The sequence below is a fragment of the Rhizobacter sp. Root404 genome (assembly GCF_001425865.1).
Taxonomy (GTDB): Bacteria; Pseudomonadota; Gammaproteobacteria; order Burkholderiales; family Burkholderiaceae_C; genus LMDS01.
This window is the reverse complement of sequence record NZ_LMDS01000001.1, coordinates 151,085-172,177: the sequence shown is the minus strand read 5'-3', so window position 1 is coordinate 172,177 and position 21,093 is coordinate 151,085. Positions and strand designations below refer to the sequence as shown.

Here is a 21,093-nt window from a genome sequence, read left to right as displayed (position 1 = left end):
TTTCCCTTCCACGGGCGGCGCGTGACGCACCGCTACGGCCTGACGGTCAGGCTGGCTTTCACCACGCCATTCAGGTCCATCACCCTGACTGAGGCGGTTTTTACCACGGCCTGGGGCGGTGGATCGATCATTCCTTCGACGCGCAGGTACTGCTTCAGTTGCAGCGGCTGGGGACCCGCCGCGGGCGTGAAGCTCCAGGGCTTGCCGTCGAGCGTGCCCGCCAGCGAGACCTCGTAGCGTCCCTTGAATTCGGACAGTGCCTTGCCGGCCTGCATCACGAGCAGCTGGAAGCGCACGCGGCCCGGCGAAGGCGTCTCGATTTGCAGGCCGCGGATGCTCACGCCCTCCCCGGCGTTCGCCGGCAGCAGCCGCTCGAAGAAGCCCAGGTCGTTCTTCAGCGCCAGGTTGTCGGCCTCGCTCTGCCGAAGTTGCTGCGCCAGGCGGTCCTGGACGGTCTTCTCGGCCTTCAGCAGGCTCTCGGCCGTGTTCGCGATCGACACCGCCTTGTCGCGTTCAGTGTGCAGCCGGACCGCCTCGTCGCGCAGCCGACGCAATTCCTCGGCCGAACGGCTGTCGAAACCGGCGATCTCCTTGCCGAACTCGAACGCCCACAGCGCCAGCGCGGCCGAGAAGCCGAGCATCAGCGCCACCACCGCCCAGCGCAGCGGCCACGGCAGGTGGCTGCGCACGATCATGCGCGGCGCGCTGATCGACAGGCGGCGGCGCAACAGCTTCAGGCGCATCGGGATCTTGCTCTTCGAGAGAGAGGCGCGATTGTAGGAGCGCCATGAACACAAAAGCCGCCCGGAGGCGGCCTTTGCAGGGCGGGCGATCAGCCCGGGTCTTATCGCTTCGAGAACTGCTTGCGACGGCGCGCGCCGTGCAGGCCGACCTTCTTGCGCTCGACTTCACGCGCATCGCGGGTGACGAAGCCGGCGTGCTTCAGCGGCGACTTCAGCGTCTCGTCGTAGTCGATCAGCGCGCGGGTGATGCCGTGGCGCACCGCGCCGGCCTGGCCCGATTCGCCACCGCCACGCACGTTGACCTTGACGTCGAACGCAGCATCGTTCGAGGTCAGCACCAGCGGCTGGCGCACGACCATGATGGAGGTCTGGCGGCCGAAATACTCGTCGACGGTCTTGCCGTTGACGATGATCTGGCCGGTGCCCTTCTTGATGAAGACGCGGGCCACCGACGATTTGCGGCGGCCGGTGCCGTAGTTCCAAATACCGATCATTGCGGCAGCTCCTTAGATGTCCAGGACTTTGGGCTGCTGAGCGGTATGCGGGTGCGTGGCACCGGCGTAGACCTTCAGCTTCTTCACCATCGCGTAGCCCAGCGGACCCTTCGGAAGCATGCCCTTGACGGCCTTCTCGATGGCGCGGCCGGGGTGCTTGGCCTGCATGTCCTTGAACTTGGTGGCGTGGATGCCGCCCGGGTAGCCCGAATGACGGTAGTACACCTTGTCATTGGCCTTGTTCCCGGTCACGCGGATCTTGTCGGCGTTGACGATGACGATGAAATCACCGGTGTCGACGTGGGGCGTGTAGATAGGCTTGTGTTTGCCGCGCAAGCGGAGGGCGACTTCACTGGCCACCCGTCCGAGAACCTTATCGGTCGCGTCAATCACAAACCACTCATGCACCACTTCGGCCGGCTTGGCGCTGAAGGTCTTCATGTTGAGTCGTTTGGTTGGTCAGCCTCGTTCTGCTTTGACACAGAACTCGCGCCCGGCTCGGCTACCACTTCGAACGGTGGACTCTCGCAGGCACGTCTTCCCCAGAGGCAAATTTCGGGAAAGCCCGCGAGTGTATCAGAGGCGGCACTGTTCTGCCGTGGTGCAGTGCAGCAATTTGGCAGCGGCCCCTAGCCGGATCACGTAGACTGGTGTTAACCCTGAACCAGGAAGGACTCAGCAATGAGCACTCCCGACCACACCAACACCCCCCACACGCCCACAGCACCCGTCGTCCCGACCTGGACCTGGGTGCCGATCCGCTCGCTCGGCCCGCGCCACCGGGACCGCATCCTGACGCACCTGCTGGCGCTCGACCCGAGCGACCGCTACCTGCGCTTCGGCTATGCCGCCACGGATGCCCAGATCTCCAAGTATGTCGACATGCTCGACTTCGAGCAGGACGAGGTCTTCGGCATCTTCAGTCGCCGCCTCGAACTGATCGCGATGGCGCACCTCGCCCACTCGGTGTCGGGGACGGGTCACAACGCAGCGCCGGTGTCGGAATTCGGCGTGTCGGTGTTGAAGCAGGCCCGAGCGCGCGGCTTCGGCCGCCGCTTGTTCGAGCATGCGATGCTGCATGCGCGCAATCGTGGCGTCGAGACGCTGCTGATCCACGCGCTCAGCGAGAACACCGCGATGCTGAAGATCGCTCGCAATGCGGGCGCCAAGGTGGTCCGCGAAGGCTCCGAGTCGGACGCCTGGCTGAAGCTGCCGCCCGACTCGCTGGCCTCGCACATGGGCGAGCTCGTCGAGCATCGCGCCGCCGAGCTGGACTACCGGTTGAAGGTGCATGCGCGCCAGGTCGGCGGCCTGCTGGACGCGATCACCGAGGTCAAGGCTTCATTGAACAAGGCCTCGCACGTCGCGGAAGAGTGACGGCGATGCGTGCATACCGCACGCACGTGCCTCGCGCCCGCCGATGACCCTCATGTCGGGGGATCGTCGCGGTCCTATGCAGTGGGTTGCATCCGTTACAGTCCGGCATCGATTCCGACGCCCCGGAATCTGCCGTTCATTGTGTCAACCGCGGAACCGCGCTGCCCGCCATGCAAATGCTCCCCTGGATCATTGCGCTCACCGCCCTTGCGCTGCTGGCCATCGTGTTGGTCGCGTGGGCATTGCGACGCAATCCGAAGAAATCGGCCGAACTCCCTACCGAGTGGGCGCTGGCGCCGCGCCCGGTGTTCTCCACCGACGAACGACGTGTCTACCGCCTGTTGCGCGAAGCGCTCCCGCACCACATCGTGCTGTCGAAGCTGCCGCTGGTGCGGTTCTGCCAACCGACCGATCCGAACGAGGTCCGCTACTGGTTCGACCTGCTGGGCACCAGCCACGTGACGTTTGCGGTCTGCAGCGCCAATGGCCGCGTGCTTGCGGCAATCGACCTCGATACCGACCGCGGCAATTCGCGCCGCGTGATGCAGATCAAGCAATCGGTGCTGAGCGCCTGCCGCGTGCGCTACCTGCGTTGCCCTGTCGACCAGTTGCCGTCGGTCGCCGAACTGCAGTTGCTCGTGCCCAGCAGCAGCGCGCAATCGCGCGGCCCGCAGCCGGCGCCCGCGCCACCTGCCAACCTGCACCAGGCGCGCGACTCGCTCTCGCACGCGGTCGCCTCGCGGCGCGCCGAGCGCACCGCGCTCTGGCAGGACTCGACCGTGTTCCAGGATTCGTTCTTCGCGCCCGACTCGCGCGACGGCTTCAGCAACAGCGAGTTCGCACCGATGCCGCGCCCGAAGCCACTGCGCTCGTCGTCGCGGCGCAGCGAGCCGAGCAACTTCGCCGGCCTCGACGACCGGCCCGATCCGTTGACGGGCCTGGACACCGAGGAACTCGGCGGCGTGGTCGACGACAACCCGCGCTACTCGAGCGGCTCGCAGCGCTGACGCGCCCGCGCGGGGCGGCGCGTACGATGCGCGCATGACGCTGCCCGATCGCGAATCCCCCGCCGCCGCATCGGACCGCCCCTCCGATACCCCGTTCGCCGGCCTCGACCCCGACACCGTCCTCGACGCACTCGATGCCGTCGGCCTGCGCGGCGACGGCCGGCTGATCCAGCTCAACTCGTACGAGAACCGCGTATTCCAGGTGTTCCTGGAGGACGGGCGGGTCGTCGTCACCAAGTTCTACCGGCCGCAGCGCTGGAGCGATGCGCAGATCCTGGAGGAACATGCGTTCGCCAACGAACTCGCTGCGGCGGAGATCCCGGTCGCCGCGGTCTGGCCGCTCGCGATCGATGCCGGCGCGCGCCTCGCCGACCGGGTCGGGCTCTCCGGCGCCACGCTCGCGCAGATCGAGACGGCCCGCGGCGCCTACCGCTTCAGCGTCAGCGAGAAGCTCGCGGGTCGTGCGCCCGAGCTGGAAGACGACGGCACGCTCGAATGGATCGGCCGCTTCATCGGTCGGATGCATGCGGTCGGCGCGCTGAAGCCGTTCGTGCATCGGGTGACGCTGGACCCGACCACCTTCGGCACCGATAACCGCGACTGGCTGCTGAGCCAGAACATCATTCCACCGGATGCAGAAACCGGCTGGCGACAGGCCACCGACGAGGCGCTCGCGGCAATCGCCGAGGCCTTCGGCGGCCCGGCGACCCGCACGCTGCGCCTGCACGGCGACTGCCACCTCGGCAACGTGCTGTGGGCCGCCGACGGTCCGCACTTCGTCGACCTGGACGACGCGGTGATGGGCCCGGCAACCCAGGACCTCTGGATGCTGCTGTCCGGCGAGCGCGGCGCGATGACGCGCCAGCTCGCCGCCGTGCTCGAGGGCTACGAGGCCTTCATGGACTTCGACTGGCGTGAGCTGCGCCTGGTCGAACCGCTGCGCACGCTGCGGATGATCCACCACAGCGCGTGGATCGCGCGGCGCTGGAACGATCCGGCGTTCCCGATCGCGTTCCCGTGGTTCGACAGCCCGAAATACTGGGCCGAGCAGACGACCCGCCTGCGTCAGCAGATCGACGCGATGGGCGAGCCGCCGCTGGGCGGCCAGTAGCCCCGACTTCGCGGCCGATCAGGCGACCAGCAACGCGTTGACCCGCCGCACGTAGGCGGCCGGGTCGTCGAGCTGCCCGCCCTCGGCCAGCAGCGCCTGGTCGAACAGGATGTTCGCCAGATCATCGAAGTGCGCGCTGCTGTCCAGGCGCTTGACCAGCGCGTGCTCGGCATTGACCTCGAGCGTCGGTAGCGACTTCGGCGCGCTCTGCCCGGCCTGCTTCAGCAGCCGCGCAAGGTGGCCGCTCATGTCCCCTTCCTCGACGACCAGGCAGGCCGGCGAATCGACCAGGCGCGTCGTGACCCGCACGTCCTTGGCCCGGTCCTTCAGCGTCTCCTTCAGCCGGTCGAGCACCGGCTTGAACGCGGTCGCGGCCTCCTCGGCCTGCTTCTTCTCGGCCTCGTCCTGCAGCTTGCCGAGGTCGACCGAGCCCTTCGCGACGCTCTGCAGCGGCTTGCCGTCGAACTCGTACAGGTGGCTCAGCATCCACTCGTCGACCCGGTCGGTCAGCAGCAGCACCTCGATGCCCTTCTTGCGGAAGATCTCGAGCTGCGGGCTGCTCTTGGCGGCGGCCAGGCTGTCGGCGGTGATGTAGTAGACGGCCTCCTGCCCCTCCTTCATGCGCGCCACGTAGTCGGTGAACGACACGCCCTCGTCGGCGTGCGTCGATGCGAAGCGCAGCAGCTTGACCAGCCGCTCCTGGTTCGCGTGGTCCTCGCCGACGCCTTCCTTCAGCACGACGCCGAAGTCCTTCCAGAACGCGGCGTACTTGGCCTTCTCGGCGACGTCCTCGCTGTCGGCCAGGCCTTCGAGCATGCCCAGCACGCGCTTGGTCGAGCCCTCGCGGATCGCCTTCACGTCGCGGCTCTCCTGCAGCAGCTCGCGGCTCACGTTCAGCGGCAGGTCAGCGCTGTCGATCACGCCCTTGACGAAGCGCAGGTAGACCGGCATCAGCGCCTCGGCGTCGTCCATGATGAAGACGCGCTTGACGTAGAGCTTGACGCCGCCGCGCTTGTCGCGGTTCCACAGGTCGAACGGCGCCTTGGCCGGCACGTACAGCAGCTGCGTGTACTCGCTGCGGCCCTCGACCCGGTTGTGGGTGTAGGCCAGCGGCGCTTCGGTGTCGTAGCTGATCTGCTTGTAGAACTCGGTGTATTGCTCGGGCGTGATGTCGTTCTTGCTGCGCGTCCACAGCGCGGCCGCCTTGTTGACCGGCGCCCACTCGTCCTTCGTGACCTGCTTGGAGGCCTCGGCGTCCCACTCCTCCTTCTGCATCAGGATCGGCAGCGAGATGTGGTCGGAGTACTTGCCGATGATCGACTTCAGCTTCCAGCCGTTGAGGAACTCCTCCTCGCCGTCGCGCAGGTGCAGCGTCACGGTGGTGCCGCGCGCCGGACGGGTGATCGTCTCGACCTCGAAGTCGCCGCTGCCCTGGGACGACCAGCGCACGCCATCCTCGGGCGGCAGCCCGGCGCGGCGCGACTCGACGGTGATGCGGTCGGCGACGATGAAGCCGCTGTAGAAGCCGACCCCGAACTGGCCGATCAGCTGCGCGTCCTTCTTCTGGTCGCCTTCCAGCGCCGACATGAACTCGCGCGTGCCGCTCTTGGCGATCGTGCCGAGGTTGGCGATCGCCTCCTCCTGGGACAGGCCGATGCCGTTGTCGGTGATGGTGATCGTCTTCGCCTCGGCGTCGAACGCCACGCGCACGTCGAGGTTCGGCTGGTCTTCCAGCAGCGCCGGGTGGTTCAGCGCCTCGAAGCGCAGCTTGTCGCACGCGTCGGACGCGTTCGAGACCAGCTCGCGCAGGAAGATTTCCTTGTTGGAGTAGAGCGAGTGCGTGACGAGGTGCAGGATCTGCTTGACCTCGGCCTGAAAGGAAAGCGTCTGTTTGTCCATGGCTCTTCTGGGGTACGCCCCGAGACGGCACCGCGCCGCCGGGAAGTCCGGGATTTTGGGCCTTGGACCCCGCTTTTCAAGTCATGCCGGCTCCGGCAGCAGCTCGAACGTTCCCTTCTGCTGCGCCCAGGTGTCGTGGCCGGAGGCGAAGCCAACCATCTGCGAGGTCTCGAGGTTCAGTGCCACCGTCAGCGTGTAGCCGCCGGACGAGACGTACGAGACCACGACCACGTCGTCGCTGACCGGCGCCACGGCGCCGAACTTCTCGTGGTGCAGTTCAGTCGGGTCCTGGCCGTCGACACTGCGCCAGACCACGCTGCCGTCGGTGCTGAACGTGTGCTCGAAGGTCTGGCCCGCGACCGGGCCGTCGTTGAACCGCCAGCGGATCGTGCGGCCGAGCAGCGCGCGGCGCTCGGCTTGGGTCGTGGTCATGGCCGTGCCTCCCTCAGTTCTTCAAAGTCGCCTGCAAGGTGATTTCGGGCACGCTCGCGAGCGCCTTCGACAACGGGCAGTCGCGCTTGGCGGCCGCGGCGAGCTCCTGGAACTTCGCGTCGTCGATGCCCGGCACCGTGGCCTCCATCGTCAATGCGATGCGGTCGATCACGAAGCCTTCACCCTGCTTGGCCAGACGAACCGCCGCCTTGGTGTCGACCGTGCCGGTCGCGATGCCGGCCTTGTCGCAGGCGAACGAGAACGCCATCGTGAAGCAGGCGGCGTGCGCGGCACCGAGGATCTCCTCGGGGTTGGTGCCCTTCACGTCGCCCTCGAAGCGGCTGGCGAAGCCATACGGATAGGCCTTCAGCGCACCGGTCTCGGTGCTGATCTGGCCGGTGCCCTTCTTTCCGGCGCCTTCCCAGTGAACAGTCGCTGTCTTCTCGATCATGGTGTGTCCTTTCGGTGGTGGTTCGTGACGTGTGTGTGACAGCGGCCCGCCGGCGTCACTTCGGGCGCGGCCGCTCGAGTCGGCTGTCGGGCGGCGACAGGCGGCCGGCCCGCAGTTCCTGCACGGCCGCGACGACGGCCCGCGCGACGTTGCGGGTCTCTTCCTGCACCGCGGCGTCCCGATCGAGCGCCTCGTGGCTGTTGTAGTACGGTTCGTAGTAGCCGATGTAACGATCCAGCTTGGCGCTCGATCCGGCGTCGATCAGGCCCATCCAGTCCAACCAGTCGGTGAGGTTGCGGCGCTGCGCCTCGACGCCGGCGACGTCGCCATGGACGACGACGCCGTAGGCGCGACCGGCCACGTGCTTCGGATAGTCCCACCCGCCCGCCTCGATCTGCTTCGCCTGGGCGGCCTTCTTGCCGTGGGTCGAGGTCGGGTCCGGGTTGCCGCCGTCGGCGCAGACCAGGCGGTCGATCATCAGCTTCAGCGGGCTGGGCGATTGGTACCAGTAGGTCGGCGCGAGGATGATGACCGCGTGGGCGTCGACCCAGCGCTCGTAGATCTCGGCCATCCAGTCGTGGGCCTGGCCGAGCGAGTGGTTCGGGTAGCAGCTGCACGGCCAGTGACACAGCGGCATCGCGGTCGAGACGCACCCCTTGCAGGGGTGGATCTGGCGCCCGTACTCCGACGTCACGAGGCTCAGGTCGAGCACGTCGGCCTGAACGCCCGCGCCTTCGACCACTTCCCGCGCCAGCTGGGTGAGGCGCCAGGTCTTCGACATCTCGCCCGGGCAGGTCGCGTCGTTGCGCGAGCTGCCGTTGATCAGCAGGATGCGGGAGGGCGACCCCGGCGCCTGCCAGCGCTGCTGGGCCGCCTTGAGCCGCTGCCGGGTATCCAGCCACTCGACCGACACCTCGTAGCCCGGGTCCTTGAAGCCCTCGCCGGCCGGCTGCGTGACAGGCGCCTTGCGCCCCTGTTCCAGCGCCTCCCAGGCGATCGCCTCGAGCCGATCGATCGCGTCCCGTTCGGGACCGTACGCCGGGTCATAGAAGTTCCGGTGGAAGCGCTCCCTGAACGCCTCGCGCGTCAGCTTGGCCGGCGCCTGGCCCTTGCGGATGTCAGTCATCGACCCAGTATCAGCAGCCGCGCCGAAGGCCGAAGTCGGAAGCCGCCCCGTCGCGGCGCTGGCTGCGTCCTACAGTGCAGCAGAATGCGCGCATGCCGCCGCTGCGCACCGTCACCGCCACCCGCTACGTCACGCCGCTGCGCGAGGGGGGCTCGCTGCCGGCCGTGATCGAGGCCGACGACGACGGGCTGTATGTGCTCAAGTTCCGCGGCGCCGGCCAGGGCCCGCGGGCCCTGATTGCCGAGCTGGTCGCGGGCGAACTCGCGCGCGCGGCCGGCCTGCCGGTGCCCGAGATCGTGTTCGCCGAACTCGACCCCGAACTCGCGCGCACCGAGCCCGACCCGGAAATCCAGGACCTGATCCGCGCCAGTGCCGACCTCGTCGCCGGTGGACGCGGCCTGAACCTCGCGCTCGATTACCTGCCCGGCTCGGTCACGTTCGACCCGCTGGCGATGCAGCCGAGTGCAGAACTCGCGTCGCGCATCGTCTGGTTCGACGCCTTCGTCAGCAACCTCGACCGCACCGCGCGCAACACCAACATGCTGGTGTGGCACGGCCGGCTCTGGCTGATCGACCATGGCGCGGCGCTCTACTTCCACCACGACTGGCGCGACGTCATGGCGCGTGCCAACGCCCCGTTCGCGTTGATCAAGGACCACGTGCTGCTGCCATTCGCGACCGGGCTCGAAGCGGCCGACGCGTGGATGACGCAGTGGATCACGCCGGCGCGCATTGCCGAGGTGGTCGCGCTGATCCCCGACACCTGGCTCGAGGACGAGACCTCGTTCGCGAGAAAGGCGGCGCACCGCGCTGCGTATTCGCAGTTCCTGACCGAACGCCTGGCCGCGCCGCGCGCATTCTTCGAGGAGGCCGTCCGTGCCCAAGCCCTGCACGTATGACTACGCAATCGTGCGTGTGGTCCCGCGCGTCGAGCGCGGCGAGTTCGTCAATGCCGGCGTGATCGTCTCGTGCGCGGAACAGGGCTCGCTGCAGGCCGCGATCGAGTTGGACGAATCGCGCCTGCTCGCGCTCGACCCGAATGCCGACCTCGTTGGCATCCGCGCGGCGCTGGCGGCGATCCCGGTGATCTGCGCCGGCGGTGACGCGGCGGGGCCGCTCGGAAAGCTCTCGGTGCGCGAGCGCTTCCACTGGCTCGTGGCGCCGCGCAGTTCGAGCATCCAGACCTCGCCGGTGCACACCGGTCGCTGCGAGACGCCGGGCCTGATGCTCGATCAGCTGATGCGCAAGATGGTGCGGCCGCCCGCGGCCGCGACGTCGCCGGATCAGGCGTCGACGTAGTCCGCCATCGCCTCGCCGAGGCGGATCGGCCGCGCCGGTGCCCAGGCCGGGTTGAAGCGCAGCGCACCGGTCGGGAACAGCATCACGACCGTCGAGCCGAGCAGGAAGCGGCCCATCTCGTCGCCCCGCTTCAGCACGACCTGCTGGTCGTCGTAACGCCATTCGCGCACGCCGGCGACCCGCTTCTGGTTGACGACGCCGTGCCACACCGTCGCCATGCTGCCGACGATCGTCGCGCCGACCAGCGTCAGCACGAACGGACCGCGCGCCGACTCGAACACGCACACCACCCGTTCGTTGCGCGCGAACAGGCCCGGCACGCCGCGCGCGGTCAGCGGGTTCACCGAGAAGAGGTCGCCCGGCACGTGGATCATTCGCAGCAGGCGGCCGTCGCACGGCATGTGGATGCGGTGATAGTCCTTCGGGCTCAGGTACAGCGTCGCGAAGTGGCCGTTCTCGAACTGCGCGGCCAGCGCGGCGTCGCCGCCGACCAGCGCGGTGGTCGAGTACGCGTGGCCCTTGGCCTGGAAGATCTGGTCGCGTCGGATGTCGCCGAACTGGCTGATCGCGCCGTCGACCGGGCAGACCAGGTCGGCCTGCGCGAGCGGCCGGGCGCCGGGCTTCAGCGCGCGGGTGAAGAAATCGTTGAAGCTCTTGTAGCTGGCGATGTCGGGGTCGGCGGCCTCGCTCATGTCGACGCCGTACTTCGTCACGAAGCCGCCGATCAGCTTGGTCGTGCGCGCCCCCCACTCGCGCGAGGCGCGCCAGCCGGCATAGCGGGTCAATGCCTGCTTCGGCAGCAGGTATTGCGGGAGCACTTTCAGGCGGTCGGACACGTTGGCGGCTGGAGGGCGACAGAGGGCGGGATTGTATCGACGGGCCCGCCGCACGCGCTGGACTAAAGTGCCCGCACCGCCCGAGGAACCACCCGATGTCCGCCGCTTCGACCCGCCCTGCCCCCGCCCATTTCGCGCACTGGCCGCCGGCCCTGCCGCACCACCTGACGATCCCGGCGACCAACCTCTTCTACAACGCCGAGGTCTCGGCCACGCGCTACCCGGACAAGCCGTTCCTGGTCTTCTACGACACGCCGATCACGTTCAAGGCGTTCCACGCCGAGTGCGAGCGCATCGCCGGCTACCTGCAGCACGACTGCGGCGTGCAGGCGGGCGACCGCGTACTGCTGTACATGCAGAACAGCCCGCAGTGGATCATCGCGTTCTACGCGATCCTGCGCGCCAATGCGGTCGTCGTGCCGGTCAACCCGATGAACCGCACCGAGGAGTTGCGTCATTACGTGCGCGACACCGGCGCCACCACCGCGTTCGTGCCGCAGGACCTGGCCGAGCAGATGCAGCCGCTGGTCGGCGGCGCGGCCGGCAGCGACAGCGGCCTGCGGCACCTGATCGTCGCGACCTACAGCGACTACCTGACGCAGCCGACCGACCTGAACGTGCCGCCCTTCGTGGATGAGCGCATCCGCCGCTTCGACGGGACGGTCGCGTGGCGCGACATGCTCGCACTGGACCGTGTCCCCGGCCCATTGACCCAGGGCGCCGACGACCTGGCGGTGATGCCCTACACGTCCGGCACCACCGGCCACCCGAAGGGCTGCATGCACACCCACCGCAGCGTGATGAGCACGCTGGTCGGCGGTGTCGACTGGTTCCAGCGCACGCAGGACTCGGTGTTCCTGACCGTGCTGCCGCTGTTCCACGTCACCGGCCTGTCGGGCAGCATGAACGGGCCGCTGTACGCGGGCGGCACGATCGTCGTGCTGCCGCGCTGGGACCGCGACACCGCCGCGCTGTGCGTCCAGCGCTACCGCATCAACACCTTCCAGGCGATCACGACGATGCTGGTCGACTTCCTGTCGAACCCGCGCCTCGGCGAGTACGACCTGTCGAGCCTGCGGGTGGTGCGCGGCGGCGGCGCAGCGATGCCGGCCGCGGTCGCGGCGAAGCTGTTCGCGCTGACCGGCCAGCACTACATCGAGGGCTACGGCATGAGCGAGACCATGGCCGCGACGCACATCAACCCGATGCACCGGCCGAAGCCGCAATGCCTGGGCATCCCGGTGTTCGATGTCGACGCCCGGGTGATCGACCCGGCCACGCTGCAGGAGGTGCCGCCCGGCGAGACCGGCGAGGTCGTCGTCGACGCGCCGCAGGTGATGCGCGGCTACTGGAACGACGCCGAGGCCACCGCCAAGGCCTTCATCGAGATCGACGGCCGGCGCTTCCTGCGCACCGGCGACCTGGCGATGGTCGACGAGAACGGCTACTTCTTCATGGTCGACCGGCTGAAGCGGATGATCAACGCGAGCGGCTACAAGGTCTGGCCGGCCGAGGTCGAGGCCCTGCTGTACCACCACCCCGCAATCCTCGAGGCCTGCGTGATCGGTGCGCGCGACGCCAAGCGCGGCGAGACCGTCAAGGCGCTCGTGGTGCTGAAGGACTCGCACCGCGACGCGGTCACCGCGCAGCAGGTGATCGAGTGGGCGCACGCGAACATGGCCGCGTACAAGAGCCCGCGCATCGTCGAGTTTGTCCCCTCGCTGCCCAAGTCTGGTTCCGGTAAGGTCCAGTGGCGCGAGCTGCAGGAGCAGGAGTTCGCGAAACCCGATCCTGCCGCCTGAGCACGACCGGAACCCCCACCACCAGAACACGCTCGACGGAGACCCCGCGCCATGACTTCACCCCTCGCCTCAACCGTCAGCCGCCGCCACGTGCTGCTCGGCGCCGCCGCGCTCGCCGCGCCGTTCGGCGCGAACGCGCAGGCCTTCCCGAGCAAGCCGATCACGCTGATCGTGCCATGGCCGGCCGGCGGCTCGACCGACCGGCACCTGCGCGCGCTCGCCGAGATCGCCAGCAAGAACCTGGGCCAGAACATCCTCGTCGAGAACAAGCCCGGCGGCGGCGGCACGACCGGCCCCGGCTCGATGGCGCTGACCGCCAAGCCCGACGGCTACACGATCGCGCAGTACCCGATGGGCATGGTGCGGCTGCCGCACATGCAGAAGGTGCAATGGGACCCGTTGAAGGACTTCACGTTCATCATCGGTGTCAGCGGCTACACCTTCGGCTTCACGGTGCGCGCGGATTCGCCGTACAAGACCTTCAACGAGTACATCGAGGCGGCCCGCAAGGCGCCCGGCAAGATCGACTACGGCTCGACCGGCATCGGCACCTCGCCGCACCTGCTGATGGAAGAGCTCGCCGGCAACGCCAAGGTCGAGCTGACCCACGTGCCGTTCAAGGGCAACGCCGACCTGACCCAGGCGCTGCTCGGCGGCCACGTGATGGCCATGAGCGACGCGACCGGCTGGGACAAGTTCGTCGATGGCGGCCAGATGCGCCTGCTCGTCACGTTCGGCGAACAGCGCACCAAGCGCTGGCCGAACGTGCCGACCGCGAAGGACCTCGGCTACAACGTCGTCTCGACCTCGCCGTACGGCCTCGTCGGGCCGAAGGGCATGGACCCGGCCGTCGTCAAGGCGCTGCACGACGCGTTCCGCAAGGCGATGGACGACCCGAAGCACATGGAGGTGATGGCGCAGCTGAACCAGGACCTCTGGTACCGCAGCGGCGACGACTACGCCAAGTGGGCGCGGGACCAGTTCGCGAAGGACAAGCAGTTGATCGAGCGGCTCGGGCTCGCCGCGAAGTAGTTGGGAGCGCCATGAGAAAAGCGGCCCCGCGGGGCCGCTTTGCATTGCAGGCCGCCGATCCGCCTACTTGATCGCGCTGAGCTTGACCTCGCGGATCTTGCCGTTCTCGACCACCGCGACACGCGGGTCGGCGGTCGAGCCGCCGCGCTCGTCGACGCCGTCGACCGCGCCGGGGTTGAGCTTGCCCGGGATGGTCTTGAAGGCCTTGTCGAGCTGGGCCCGGATCGCGGCCGCATCGGTCACGCTGCCGGCCAGCTTCATCGCCAGCGCGGTCACGTGCACCGCGGTGTAGTTCAGCGACACCTCGGAGCTCGGGTCACGGCCCGGGTACAGCTTGTGGAAGCGCTCGACGTAGGCCTTGGTGTCGGCCGAGCTGTCGTCGACGACCGGCAGCACACCGATCGAGCCCTCGAGCGAGCCGTAGCCGCCGCTGACCTTCTGCACCTCGTCCATCTTGGCCTGGTCGATGATGATGAAGCCGCCCTTGAAGCCGAGCTCGCGCGCCTGCTTGACGACCAGGCCGGTCGGCTCCGACGCACCACCGATGAACAGCACGTCCGGCTTGCCGGCGAGCGCGCGGCTCACGCCGCTGTAGAAGTCGGTCGCCTTGTTGTAGCTCATCGGGTTGTCGGCGACGATCTTGCCGCCGGCTGCTTCCCACGCCGGCTTGAAGGCCGCGTTCCAGGCTTTCGCGTAGTCGTGGTCGGCATCGGCGATCGCGACGTTCTTGCCGAACTTGCCCATCGCATGCTTGATGAACGGCTGGATGTAGCTGGTGAACTCCGGCGGGATGCGCAGCGTCAGCTTGTTGTTCGCCGCGGCGATCTGCGGCGTGCTGCTGTACGCGAGGATCAGGTACTTCTGCGCGACGTTGTTGGTCTGCAGCGCGTAGATGCCGCCCGAGTGCGGCACCAGGATCGCCGGGGTCTTGCTCTCCTGCACCAGGCGCTGCGCGTTGATCGCGGTCTCGCTCGGGTTGTACTTGTCGTCGAGCGCGACGATCTCGAGCTTGTACTTCTTGCCGGCCACCTCGAAGCCGGCCGCGTTGACCTCGTCGGCGGCCATCTTCATGCCGTCGAGCACGTTCTTGCCGTAGAGCGCGGCGCCCCCCGAAAGCGGGCCGGAGAAGCCGATCTTGACGACCTCCTGGGCGAATGCGGGCGTCGCGGCGATCGCCAGCGTGGTCGCCACGGCGGCGGCGAGTCGGTTGAATCGATTCATCTGTCTTGTCTCCTTCAGGGTTGACTGGACCAAAACCGGGTGCGGTGCGTCAGGCGCCGATGTAGGCCTTGCGCACCGCGTCGTTGTCGAGCAGGGTCTGCGGGTCGCCTTCCATCACGATGCGACCGCTCTCGATCACGTAGGCGCGGTGCGCGATCTTCAGCGCCGCGAACGCGTTCTGCTCGGCGAGCAGCACTGTCGTGCCGGCGCGGTTGATGCGCTGGATCACCTCGAACACCATCTTGACGACCAGCGGCGCGAGGCCGAGCGAAGGCTCGTCGAGCAGCAGCGCCTTCGGCCGCCCCATCATCGCGCGGCCGATCGCGACCATCTGCTGCTGGCCGCCGCTGAGCGAGCCGGCCGCGTCGTCCTTCTTCTCGGCGAGGATCGGGAACAGGCCGAGCACCTCGTCGAGCATCTTCTGGTTGCCGGCCTTGTCGCCGCGGTGCACGTAGGCGCCGAGCATCAGGTTCTTCAGCACCGACATCTGCGGGAACAGCTTGCGCCCCTCGGGGCACTGCACCACGCCGGTCGCGACGATCTGCGAGGCCTTCATGCCGACCAGCTCGGTCTGGCGGAACCGGATGCTGCCGCCCGCCGCCTTGTGGATGCCGCTGGTGGTCAGGAAGATCGAGCTCTTGCCGGCGCCGTTGGCACCGAGCAGCACGACCAGTTCGCCCTCCTTCGCATTCAGCGTCACGCCGTTCAGCGCGCGGAAGCTGCCGTAGTTCAGCGAGACGTTCTCAAGCGTGAGCATCGGTGCCCGCCTCCAGGTGATCGATGCCCGCATGGTCGGCGCCGAGGTAGGCGTCGATCACGGCCGGATCGGCGCGCACCTGGGCCGGCGTGCCCTCGGCGATCTTCTCGCCGTAGTTCAGCACCAGGATCTTGTCGGCCAGGCTCATGATCATGTCCATCTTGTGCTCGATCAGGCACACCGTCAGGCCGCTGGCGACCATCTTGCGGATCAGCGTCGCGAGGCCCACGGTCTCTTCCGGGTTCACGCCGCCGGCGGGCTCGTCCAGCATCACCAGGCTCGGCGAGGTGGACAGCGCGAGCGCGAACGCGACCCGCTTGCGCTCCTCCTGCGAGATGTCGCCGGCAAGCCGGTGCGCGACATGCGACAGGCCGACGAAGTCGAGCGCGTCGCGCGCCTTCTCGCGGCAGATGCGCTCCTCGTCCTTCAGGCGGCCGGTACCGACGAGCACGTCCCACAGGCCCGACTTGGTGCGCAGCCGGTGGCCGACGATCAGGTTGTCGAGCACGGTCGCCATGTCGAACAGCGCGGTGCTCTGGAAGGTGCGCGAGATGCCGAGCTGCGCGACCTGGTCGGTGCGCAGCTGCGTGATGTCCTGGCCCTTGAAGACGATGCTGCCCGAGGTGGCCCGGTGCGTGCCGCCGATCAGGTTGAAGAAGGTCGTCTTGCCGGCGCCGTTGGGACCGATGATCGCGTTGACCTTGCCGGTCTCGATCTCGGTGCTGACGTCGTTGACCGCCGCCAGCCCGCCGAAGCGCTTGGTCAGGTTCGAGACCTTGAGGATCGGCTCAGACATGGCTCGTCCCTTCGCGCATCGGGGCGTCCGCGCGGGTTGCCGCGGGGGCCGGCTGCGCGTGCGCGGCCCGGCGCGCGCGCCAGCCCAGGTAGGTGCCGACGACACCGTGCGGCAGGAAGATCACCAGCAGCACCAGGATCGGCCCGAACACGATGAACCGGTACTCCTGCAGGAACTGCAGGTACTGCGTCAGCCACGGCACCGACAACGCCCCCAGCAGCGGCCCGAGCAGCGTGCCGGCGCCGCCGATCAGCATGTGCATCGTCATGTCGAAGGTGTTCTCGACCGCGGCGACGCCGGGGCCGAGGAAGCGCACGAAGCCCGCGTACAGCCCGCCCGCCATGCCGGCGTAGAAGACCGAGAGCATGAACGCGAGCAGCTTGGTGCGCATCAGGTTGATGCCGAGCGATTCCGCCAGCTCCTCGCTGTTGCGGATCGCGACGAAGGTGCGGCCCAGCAGCGAGCGGACGATGCGGCTCATCACCCAGACCCCGAGCACGAGGAAGACGAACACCAGGTAGTACAGCGTGCGCGGCGTGTCGAACGCGATGCCGGCGATCGGCCCCGGCGCCGGGATGCCGATGATGCCGACGGTGCCGTGCGTCAGGCTCTCCCACTTCTCGATGACCAGGAACATGATGTAGCCGACGCACATCGTGAAGATCGAGAAGAAGTGGCCGCGCAGCCGCAGCGACAGGATGCCGACGAAGAAGCCCAGCGCCGCGGCCGTGAACCCGGACAGCGCGAAGGCCGCCCAGAACGGCCAGTGGTGGTCGACCGTCAGGATGCCGACGGTGTAGGCGCCTACCGCCATGAACCCGCTGTGCGCGAGGTTGAACTGGCCCGTGTAGCCGGTGATCAGGTTCAACCCGATCGTGGCGATCGCGAAGATGTAGGCGGTCGACATCACGGTCAGGTGGTAGTCGTTCTTCGCGATCAGCGGGAACACCAGCCCGAGCGCGGCGAGCAGCGCCCAGCCCCACTTGCCCTGAATGCCGTTCATCAGCGCGCCCATCACCGCGCGCCCTTCGTGAAGATGCCCTGCGGGCGCACCGACAGGATGATCACCAGCAGCGCGAACGCGACGATGTCCTTGTAGTCGGTCGACAGGTAGAACGCGCCGAAGCTCTCGGCGAAGCCGATGATCAGCCCGCCGACGATCGCCCCGGGCACGCTGCCCATGCCGCCAAGGATGATGATCACGAAGGCCTTGGTGATCACCAGATTGCCCATCGCCGGATAGACGAGGTTGATCGGCGCGTACAGCGTCGCGGCGATCGCCGCCAGCGCGCCGGAGATCGCGAAGGTGAGCATCGCGACCTTGTTCGCGTCGATGCCGACCAGCGAGGCGCCGTCGCGGTTCTGCGCCATCGCGATGATGGTCGAGCCCATCACCGTCTTCTTCAGGAACAGCTGCAGCGCGACCACCAGCGCGAACGCGCCGCAGATGATCAGCAGGCGTTGCGAGGGGAGTGTCAGGCCGCCGATGTCGATGATGCCGGTGTAGGGCGTCTGCATGCGGTTGAAATCCGCGCCCCAGATCGCCTGCGCACCGGCCTCGAGGAACAGCAGCACGCCGATCGCCGCGATCATCGGGTGCAGACCCGAGGCGTGACGCAGCGGATGGAACACCAGGCGCTCGGCCAGCGTGGCGAGCAGCGCGACGCAGGCGGCCGAGCCGATCATCGCGATCCAGTAGTTGAGGCCGAAGGCCTTCATCAGGTGGAACGAGACGAACGCGCCGGCCATGTAGAACGCGCCGTGCGCGAAGTTCGGGACGTGCAGGATGCCGTAGACCAGCGTCAGGCCCAGCGCGACCAGGCTGTAGATGCCGCCGAGGGTTAGCCCGTTCAACACCTGTTGCAGGAAAAGGTCCATCGTCGTGGGATCTCGCGAGCATCCGCGTTTGTTGCAGCGCGGCGATCTTCGCGGTCGCACGCGGCAGCGTCAACGCCGCCAGCCGCAGAGCAAGGGCATTGCGGATCGTTTCTAGGGCAAACACCGACGCATTGCGCAGGCGCACGCACGAGCCTGCAGTGCGCCGCGTCGCGCACGTGACAGGCCCGCTCCGTGACAACCCTCGTGACGCGGCGCTGCGCACGCCGCGCGATCGCGCGCATCATTCCGCCTTGACCGATTCGACCCCCGCGCCGCCACCGATGACCGCTCCTGCCGCACCCCTCGACGCTCGCTACCGCACCCTCAGCGACCTCGTTCGCGAGCATGCGCTTGCACGCCCCGGCCAGGCCGCGCTGGTGCAGGGCGCCGACGTGCTCAGCTATGCCGAGCTCGATGCGCTGATGGACCGCGTCGCCGCCACGCTGCAGCGCGATGGCCTCAACCCGGGCGATGCGATCGCGATCTGCGCGCTCGCGTCGCCGCGCTATGCCGCAGTGTTCCTCGGCGCGTTGCGGGCCGGCGTGGCGGTGGTGCCGCTCGCGCCGTCGGTCACGCCCGAGAGCTTCGCATCGATGCGCGGCGACGCGCAGGCGCGCTGGCTGTTCGCCGACGCCGCCGCGCTCGAGCCGCTGGCCGGCGCCGGCAGCGAGGCCGACTGCATCTCGCTCGACGGCATCGCAACCGGCCGCCCGTTCGACGCCTGGCTGATGCCGGCGGGTGCGCGCCCGCTGCCCGTCGACGTGCCGCCCGAGGCGCCGTTCAACATCATCTATTCGTCCGGCACGACCGGCATGCCGAAGGGCATCGTGCAGTCGCACGGCATGCGCTGGTCGCACGTCGCGCGCGGCGCCAACTACCGCTACGGCCCCACGGGCGTGACGCTGCTCGCGACGCCGCTGTACTCGAACACGACGCTGGTCGTGTTCTTCCCGACCCTCGGCTTCGGCGGCACCGTGGTGCTGATGGCTAAGTTCGACGCCGCGACATACCTCGCGCTCGCGCAGCAGCACCGCATGACCCACACGATGCTGGTGCCGGTGCAGTACCAGCGCATCATGGCGCTGCCCACGTTCGCCACGCACGACCTGTCGAGCACGCTGTTCAAGTTCTGCACCAGCGCGCCGTTCAACGCCGCGCTGAAGGCCGACGTGCTCGAGCGCTGGCCCGGCGGGCTGATCGAGTTCTACGGCATGACCGAGGGCGGCGGCACCTGCATCCTGCTGGCGCACGAGCACCCGGACAAGCTGCACACGGTCGGCCAGCCGGCGCAGGGGCACGACATCCGCCTGATCGACGACGAGGGCGTCGAGTTGCCGCCGGGCGCGACCGGCGAGGTCGTCGGCCACTCGGGCGGCATGATGCTCGGCTACCACCGACAGCCGCAGAAGACGCGCGAGGCCGAATGGTTCGCGCCCGACGGCAAGCGCTTCATCCGCACCGGCGACGTCGGCCGGTTCGACGCCGACGGCTTCCTGGTGCTGATGGACCGCAAGAAGGACATGGTCATCAGCGGCGGCTTCAACATCTACCCGAGCGACCTCGAGGCCGTGCTGCGCGAGCACCCCGCGGTCGCCGACGTGGCCGTGGTGGGCGTGCCGTCGACCGAGTGGGGCGAGACGCCCGTCGCGTTCGTCGTGCCGCGCGCCGGCCACGCCGACGAGCCGCGCGCGATCATGGCGTGGATGAACCAGCGCGTCGGCAAGACGCAGCGCCTCGCCGACCTGCGCTTCATGGCCGAGTTGCCGCGCAGCGCGATCGGCAAGGTGCTCAAGCGCGAGCTGCGCGATCGCTACACCACCGGAGACCCCGCATGACGATCGACCACCCGACCCGCCGCCGCTTCAACGGCACGCTGCTCGCCGGCAGCGCCGCGCTGATCGCCGCGCCGGGCGTGCGCGCGCAGGCTGCCTGGCCGAGCAAGCCGATCCGCATGATCGTGCCCTACACGCCCGGCGGCTTCACCGACGTGACCGCGCGGCTGATCTCGCAGAAGCTGCAGGAGCGGCTCGGCCAGACCGTGACGATCGACAACAAGCCCGGCGCGAACAGCATCATCGGCGTCGACCTGATCGCCAAGGCGCCGCCCGACGGCTACACCATGGGCGTGGTGATCGCCGCCTACGCGGCCAACACGTCGCTGTACCCGAAACTGCCCTACGACCCGAAGAAGGACCTGGCAGCCGTCTCGCTGATCGGCATCTCGCCACTGATCGCCGCGGTCAACAACGATGCACCGTTCAAGACCGGCCCGGAACTGATCGCCTACGCGCGCGCCCACCCCGGCAAGGTCAGCTTCGGGTCCAGCGGCGGCGGCTCGGCCGCGCACCTGACGACCGAGTACCTGAAGGCGCTGACCAACACCTTCATGGTCCACATCCCGTACCGGGGCGCGGCGCCGGCACTGACCGACCTGATGGGCGGTCAGATCCAGCTGTTCTTCGACGCGGCCTCGGGCCTGATCAACCCCGGCAAGACCGGCAAGGTGCGCCTGATCGGCGTCGCGAGCGACCGGCGCCTGCCCGCGGCGCCCGATGTGCCGACCTTCATCGAACAAGGCATCGCGAACTTCACCGGCAGCACCTGGGCGGGCATCCTGGCGCCAGCGGGCACGCCGAAGGACATCGTCAGGCGCGTGGCCGACGAGGTCGCGCGCATCGTCCGCATGGACGACGTGAAGGCGCGACTCGAAGGCATGGGCACGATCCCCGTCGGCGGCACGCCGGAAGAATTCGCCACCTTCATCGGCGCCGAGACGGCGAAGTGGGGTCAGGTCATCCGCAATGCGAAGGTCACGGTCGAATAGAGCCGGTT

Annotated in this window: 22 protein-coding genes; 9 read left to right on the top strand and 13 right to left on the bottom strand. The window is 68.3% G+C overall.

Annotated features, from left to right (window positions below):
• Nucleotides 1-32 precede the first annotated feature (32 nt).
• The 3 genes from ASC76_RS00870 to rplM all read right to left on the bottom strand — a co-directional run bounded on the left by ASC76_RS00870 (nt 33) and on the right by rplM (nt 1,678).
• Nucleotides 33-743, bottom strand: a complete 711-nt coding sequence (locus tag ASC76_RS00870; protein WP_056461024.1) for a DUF6776 family protein — start codon at nt 741-743, stop codon at nt 33-35.
• Nucleotides 744-844: 101 nt separating this feature from the next.
• Nucleotides 845-1,237, bottom strand: coding sequence for a 30S ribosomal protein S9 (rpsI, locus tag ASC76_RS00865; protein WP_056461020.1), 393 nt, complete (start codon nt 1,235-1,237; stop codon nt 845-847).
• Between the two features lie 12 nt (nt 1,238-1,249).
• Nucleotides 1,250-1,678, bottom strand: a complete 429-nt coding sequence (gene rplM / locus ASC76_RS00860; RefSeq protein WP_056461018.1) for a 50S ribosomal protein L13 — start codon at nt 1,676-1,678, stop codon at nt 1,250-1,252.
• 240 nt (nt 1,679-1,918) lie between these two features.
• Here rplM and ASC76_RS00855 point away from each other — a divergent pair, with 240 nt between their 5' ends.
• The 3 genes from ASC76_RS00855 to ASC76_RS00845 all read left to right on the top strand — a co-directional run bounded on the left by ASC76_RS00855 (nt 1,919) and on the right by ASC76_RS00845 (nt 4,732).
• Nucleotides 1,919-2,614, top strand: a complete 696-nt coding sequence (locus tag ASC76_RS00855; RefSeq protein WP_056461015.1) for a GNAT family N-acetyltransferase — start codon at nt 1,919-1,921, stop codon at nt 2,612-2,614.
• A 170-nt stretch (nt 2,615-2,784) separates the two neighbouring features.
• Nucleotides 2,785-3,621, top strand: coding sequence for a DUF2726 domain-containing protein (locus tag ASC76_RS00850; RefSeq protein ID WP_056461012.1), 837 nt, complete (start codon nt 2,785-2,787; stop codon nt 3,619-3,621).
• Nucleotides 3,622-3,655: 34 nt separating this feature from the next.
• Nucleotides 3,656-4,732: a serine/threonine protein kinase gene (locus ASC76_RS00845; protein ID WP_056461009.1), complete on the top strand. Its 1,077-nt coding sequence runs from the start codon at nt 3,656-3,658 to the stop codon at nt 4,730-4,732.
• An 18-nt stretch (nt 4,733-4,750) separates the two neighbouring features.
• On the opposite strand, the gene htpG is transcribed toward ASC76_RS00845, so the two are convergent.
• The 4 genes from htpG to ASC76_RS00825 all read right to left on the bottom strand — a co-directional run bounded on the left by htpG (nt 4,751) and on the right by ASC76_RS00825 (nt 8,640).
• On the bottom strand, nt 4,751-6,631 hold the full coding sequence (gene htpG, locus ASC76_RS00840) for a molecular chaperone HtpG (RefSeq protein WP_056461006.1): 1,881 nt from the start codon (nt 6,629-6,631) through the stop codon (nt 4,751-4,753).
• A gap of 81 nt (nt 6,632-6,712) precedes the next feature.
• Nucleotides 6,713-7,063: a hypothetical protein gene (locus ASC76_RS00835; protein WP_056461003.1), complete on the bottom strand. Its 351-nt coding sequence runs from the start codon at nt 7,061-7,063 to the stop codon at nt 6,713-6,715.
• A 13-nt stretch (nt 7,064-7,076) separates the two neighbouring features.
• A complete protein-coding gene (locus tag ASC76_RS00830; protein ID WP_056461001.1) occupies nt 7,077-7,514 on the bottom strand; it encodes an OsmC family protein in 438 nt (145 codons plus the stop codon).
• A gap of 55 nt (nt 7,515-7,569) precedes the next feature.
• Nucleotides 7,570-8,640 (bottom strand): flavodoxin family protein, encoded by a 1,071-nt coding sequence (locus tag ASC76_RS00825; RefSeq protein ID WP_056460998.1) that lies wholly within the window; start codon nt 8,638-8,640, stop codon nt 7,570-7,572.
• A 92-nt stretch (nt 8,641-8,732) separates the two neighbouring features.
• Here ASC76_RS00825 and ASC76_RS00820 point away from each other — a divergent pair, with 92 nt between their 5' ends.
• Together ASC76_RS00820 and ASC76_RS00815 are read left to right on the top strand one after the other, a co-directional pair.
• Entirely contained in the window at nt 8,733-9,539 is an 807-nt protein-coding gene (locus tag ASC76_RS00820) for a HipA family kinase (protein ID WP_157615181.1), read from the top strand.
• A complete protein-coding gene (locus tag ASC76_RS00815; protein WP_056460995.1) occupies nt 9,517-9,939 on the top strand; it encodes a DUF3037 domain-containing protein in 423 nt (140 codons plus the stop codon). Before ASC76_RS00820 ends, ASC76_RS00815 begins: the two co-directional genes overlap by 23 nt.
• Here ASC76_RS00815 and asd read toward each other — a convergent pair.
• Nucleotides 9,924-10,775, bottom strand: coding sequence for an archaetidylserine decarboxylase (gene asd / locus ASC76_RS00810; RefSeq protein ID WP_056460992.1), 852 nt, complete (start codon nt 10,773-10,775; stop codon nt 9,924-9,926). The genes ASC76_RS00815 and asd overlap by 16 nt on opposite strands.
• 95 nt (nt 10,776-10,870) lie before the next feature.
• Here asd and ASC76_RS00805 point away from each other — a divergent pair, with 95 nt between their 5' ends.
• Together ASC76_RS00805 and ASC76_RS00800 are read left to right on the top strand one after the other, a co-directional pair.
• On the top strand, nt 10,871-12,577 hold the full coding sequence (locus ASC76_RS00805) for a long-chain fatty acid--CoA ligase (RefSeq protein WP_056460989.1): 1,707 nt from the start codon (nt 10,871-10,873) through the stop codon (nt 12,575-12,577).
• Nucleotides 12,578-12,628: 51 nt separating this feature from the next.
• Nucleotides 12,629-13,609, top strand: a complete 981-nt coding sequence (locus tag ASC76_RS00800) for a tripartite tricarboxylate transporter substrate binding protein (RefSeq protein WP_056460986.1) — start codon at nt 12,629-12,631, stop codon at nt 13,607-13,609.
• A 63-nt stretch (nt 13,610-13,672) separates the two neighbouring features.
• On the opposite strand, the gene ASC76_RS00795 is transcribed toward ASC76_RS00800, so the two are convergent.
• The 5 genes from ASC76_RS00795 to ASC76_RS00775 are packed head-to-tail and all read right to left on the bottom strand — an operon-like array spanning nt 13,673 to nt 18,261.
• Nucleotides 13,673-14,830 (bottom strand): ABC transporter substrate-binding protein, encoded by a 1,158-nt coding sequence (locus ASC76_RS00795; RefSeq protein ID WP_056460983.1) that lies wholly within the window; start codon nt 14,828-14,830, stop codon nt 13,673-13,675.
• Between the two features lie 49 nt (nt 14,831-14,879).
• Nucleotides 14,880-15,587: an ABC transporter ATP-binding protein gene (locus tag ASC76_RS00790; protein ID WP_056460980.1), complete on the bottom strand. Its 708-nt coding sequence runs from the start codon at nt 15,585-15,587 to the stop codon at nt 14,880-14,882.
• Nucleotides 15,574-16,371: an ABC transporter ATP-binding protein gene (locus ASC76_RS00785; RefSeq protein WP_056462980.1), complete on the bottom strand. Its 798-nt coding sequence runs from the start codon at nt 16,369-16,371 to the stop codon at nt 15,574-15,576. Before ASC76_RS00785 ends, ASC76_RS00790 begins: the two co-directional genes overlap by 14 nt.
• Before the next feature lie 4 nt (nt 16,372-16,375).
• Nucleotides 16,376-17,386 carry a branched-chain amino acid ABC transporter permease gene (locus tag ASC76_RS00780; RefSeq protein ID WP_056462977.1) on the bottom strand — a complete coding sequence of 337 codons (1,011 nt, stop codon included), beginning with the start codon at nt 17,384-17,386 and terminating at the stop codon, nt 16,376-16,378.
• Nucleotides 17,387-17,397: 11 nt separating this feature from the next.
• A complete protein-coding gene (locus tag ASC76_RS00775; RefSeq protein ID WP_056460977.1) occupies nt 17,398-18,261 on the bottom strand; it encodes a branched-chain amino acid ABC transporter permease in 864 nt (287 codons plus the stop codon).
• Between the two features lie 281 nt (nt 18,262-18,542).
• On the opposite strand from ASC76_RS00775, the gene ASC76_RS00770 reads away from it, so the two are divergent.
• Both ASC76_RS00770 and ASC76_RS00765 read left to right on the top strand, forming a co-directional pair.
• Entirely contained in the window at nt 18,543-20,096 is a 1,554-nt protein-coding gene (locus tag ASC76_RS00770) for a class I adenylate-forming enzyme family protein (protein WP_056460973.1), read from the top strand.
• Nucleotides 20,097-20,098: 2 nt separating this feature from the next.
• Nucleotides 20,099-21,085, top strand: coding sequence for a Bug family tripartite tricarboxylate transporter substrate binding protein (locus tag ASC76_RS00765; protein ID WP_371262081.1), 987 nt, complete (start codon nt 20,099-20,101; stop codon nt 21,083-21,085).
• Nucleotides 21,086-21,093 lie beyond the last annotated feature (8 nt).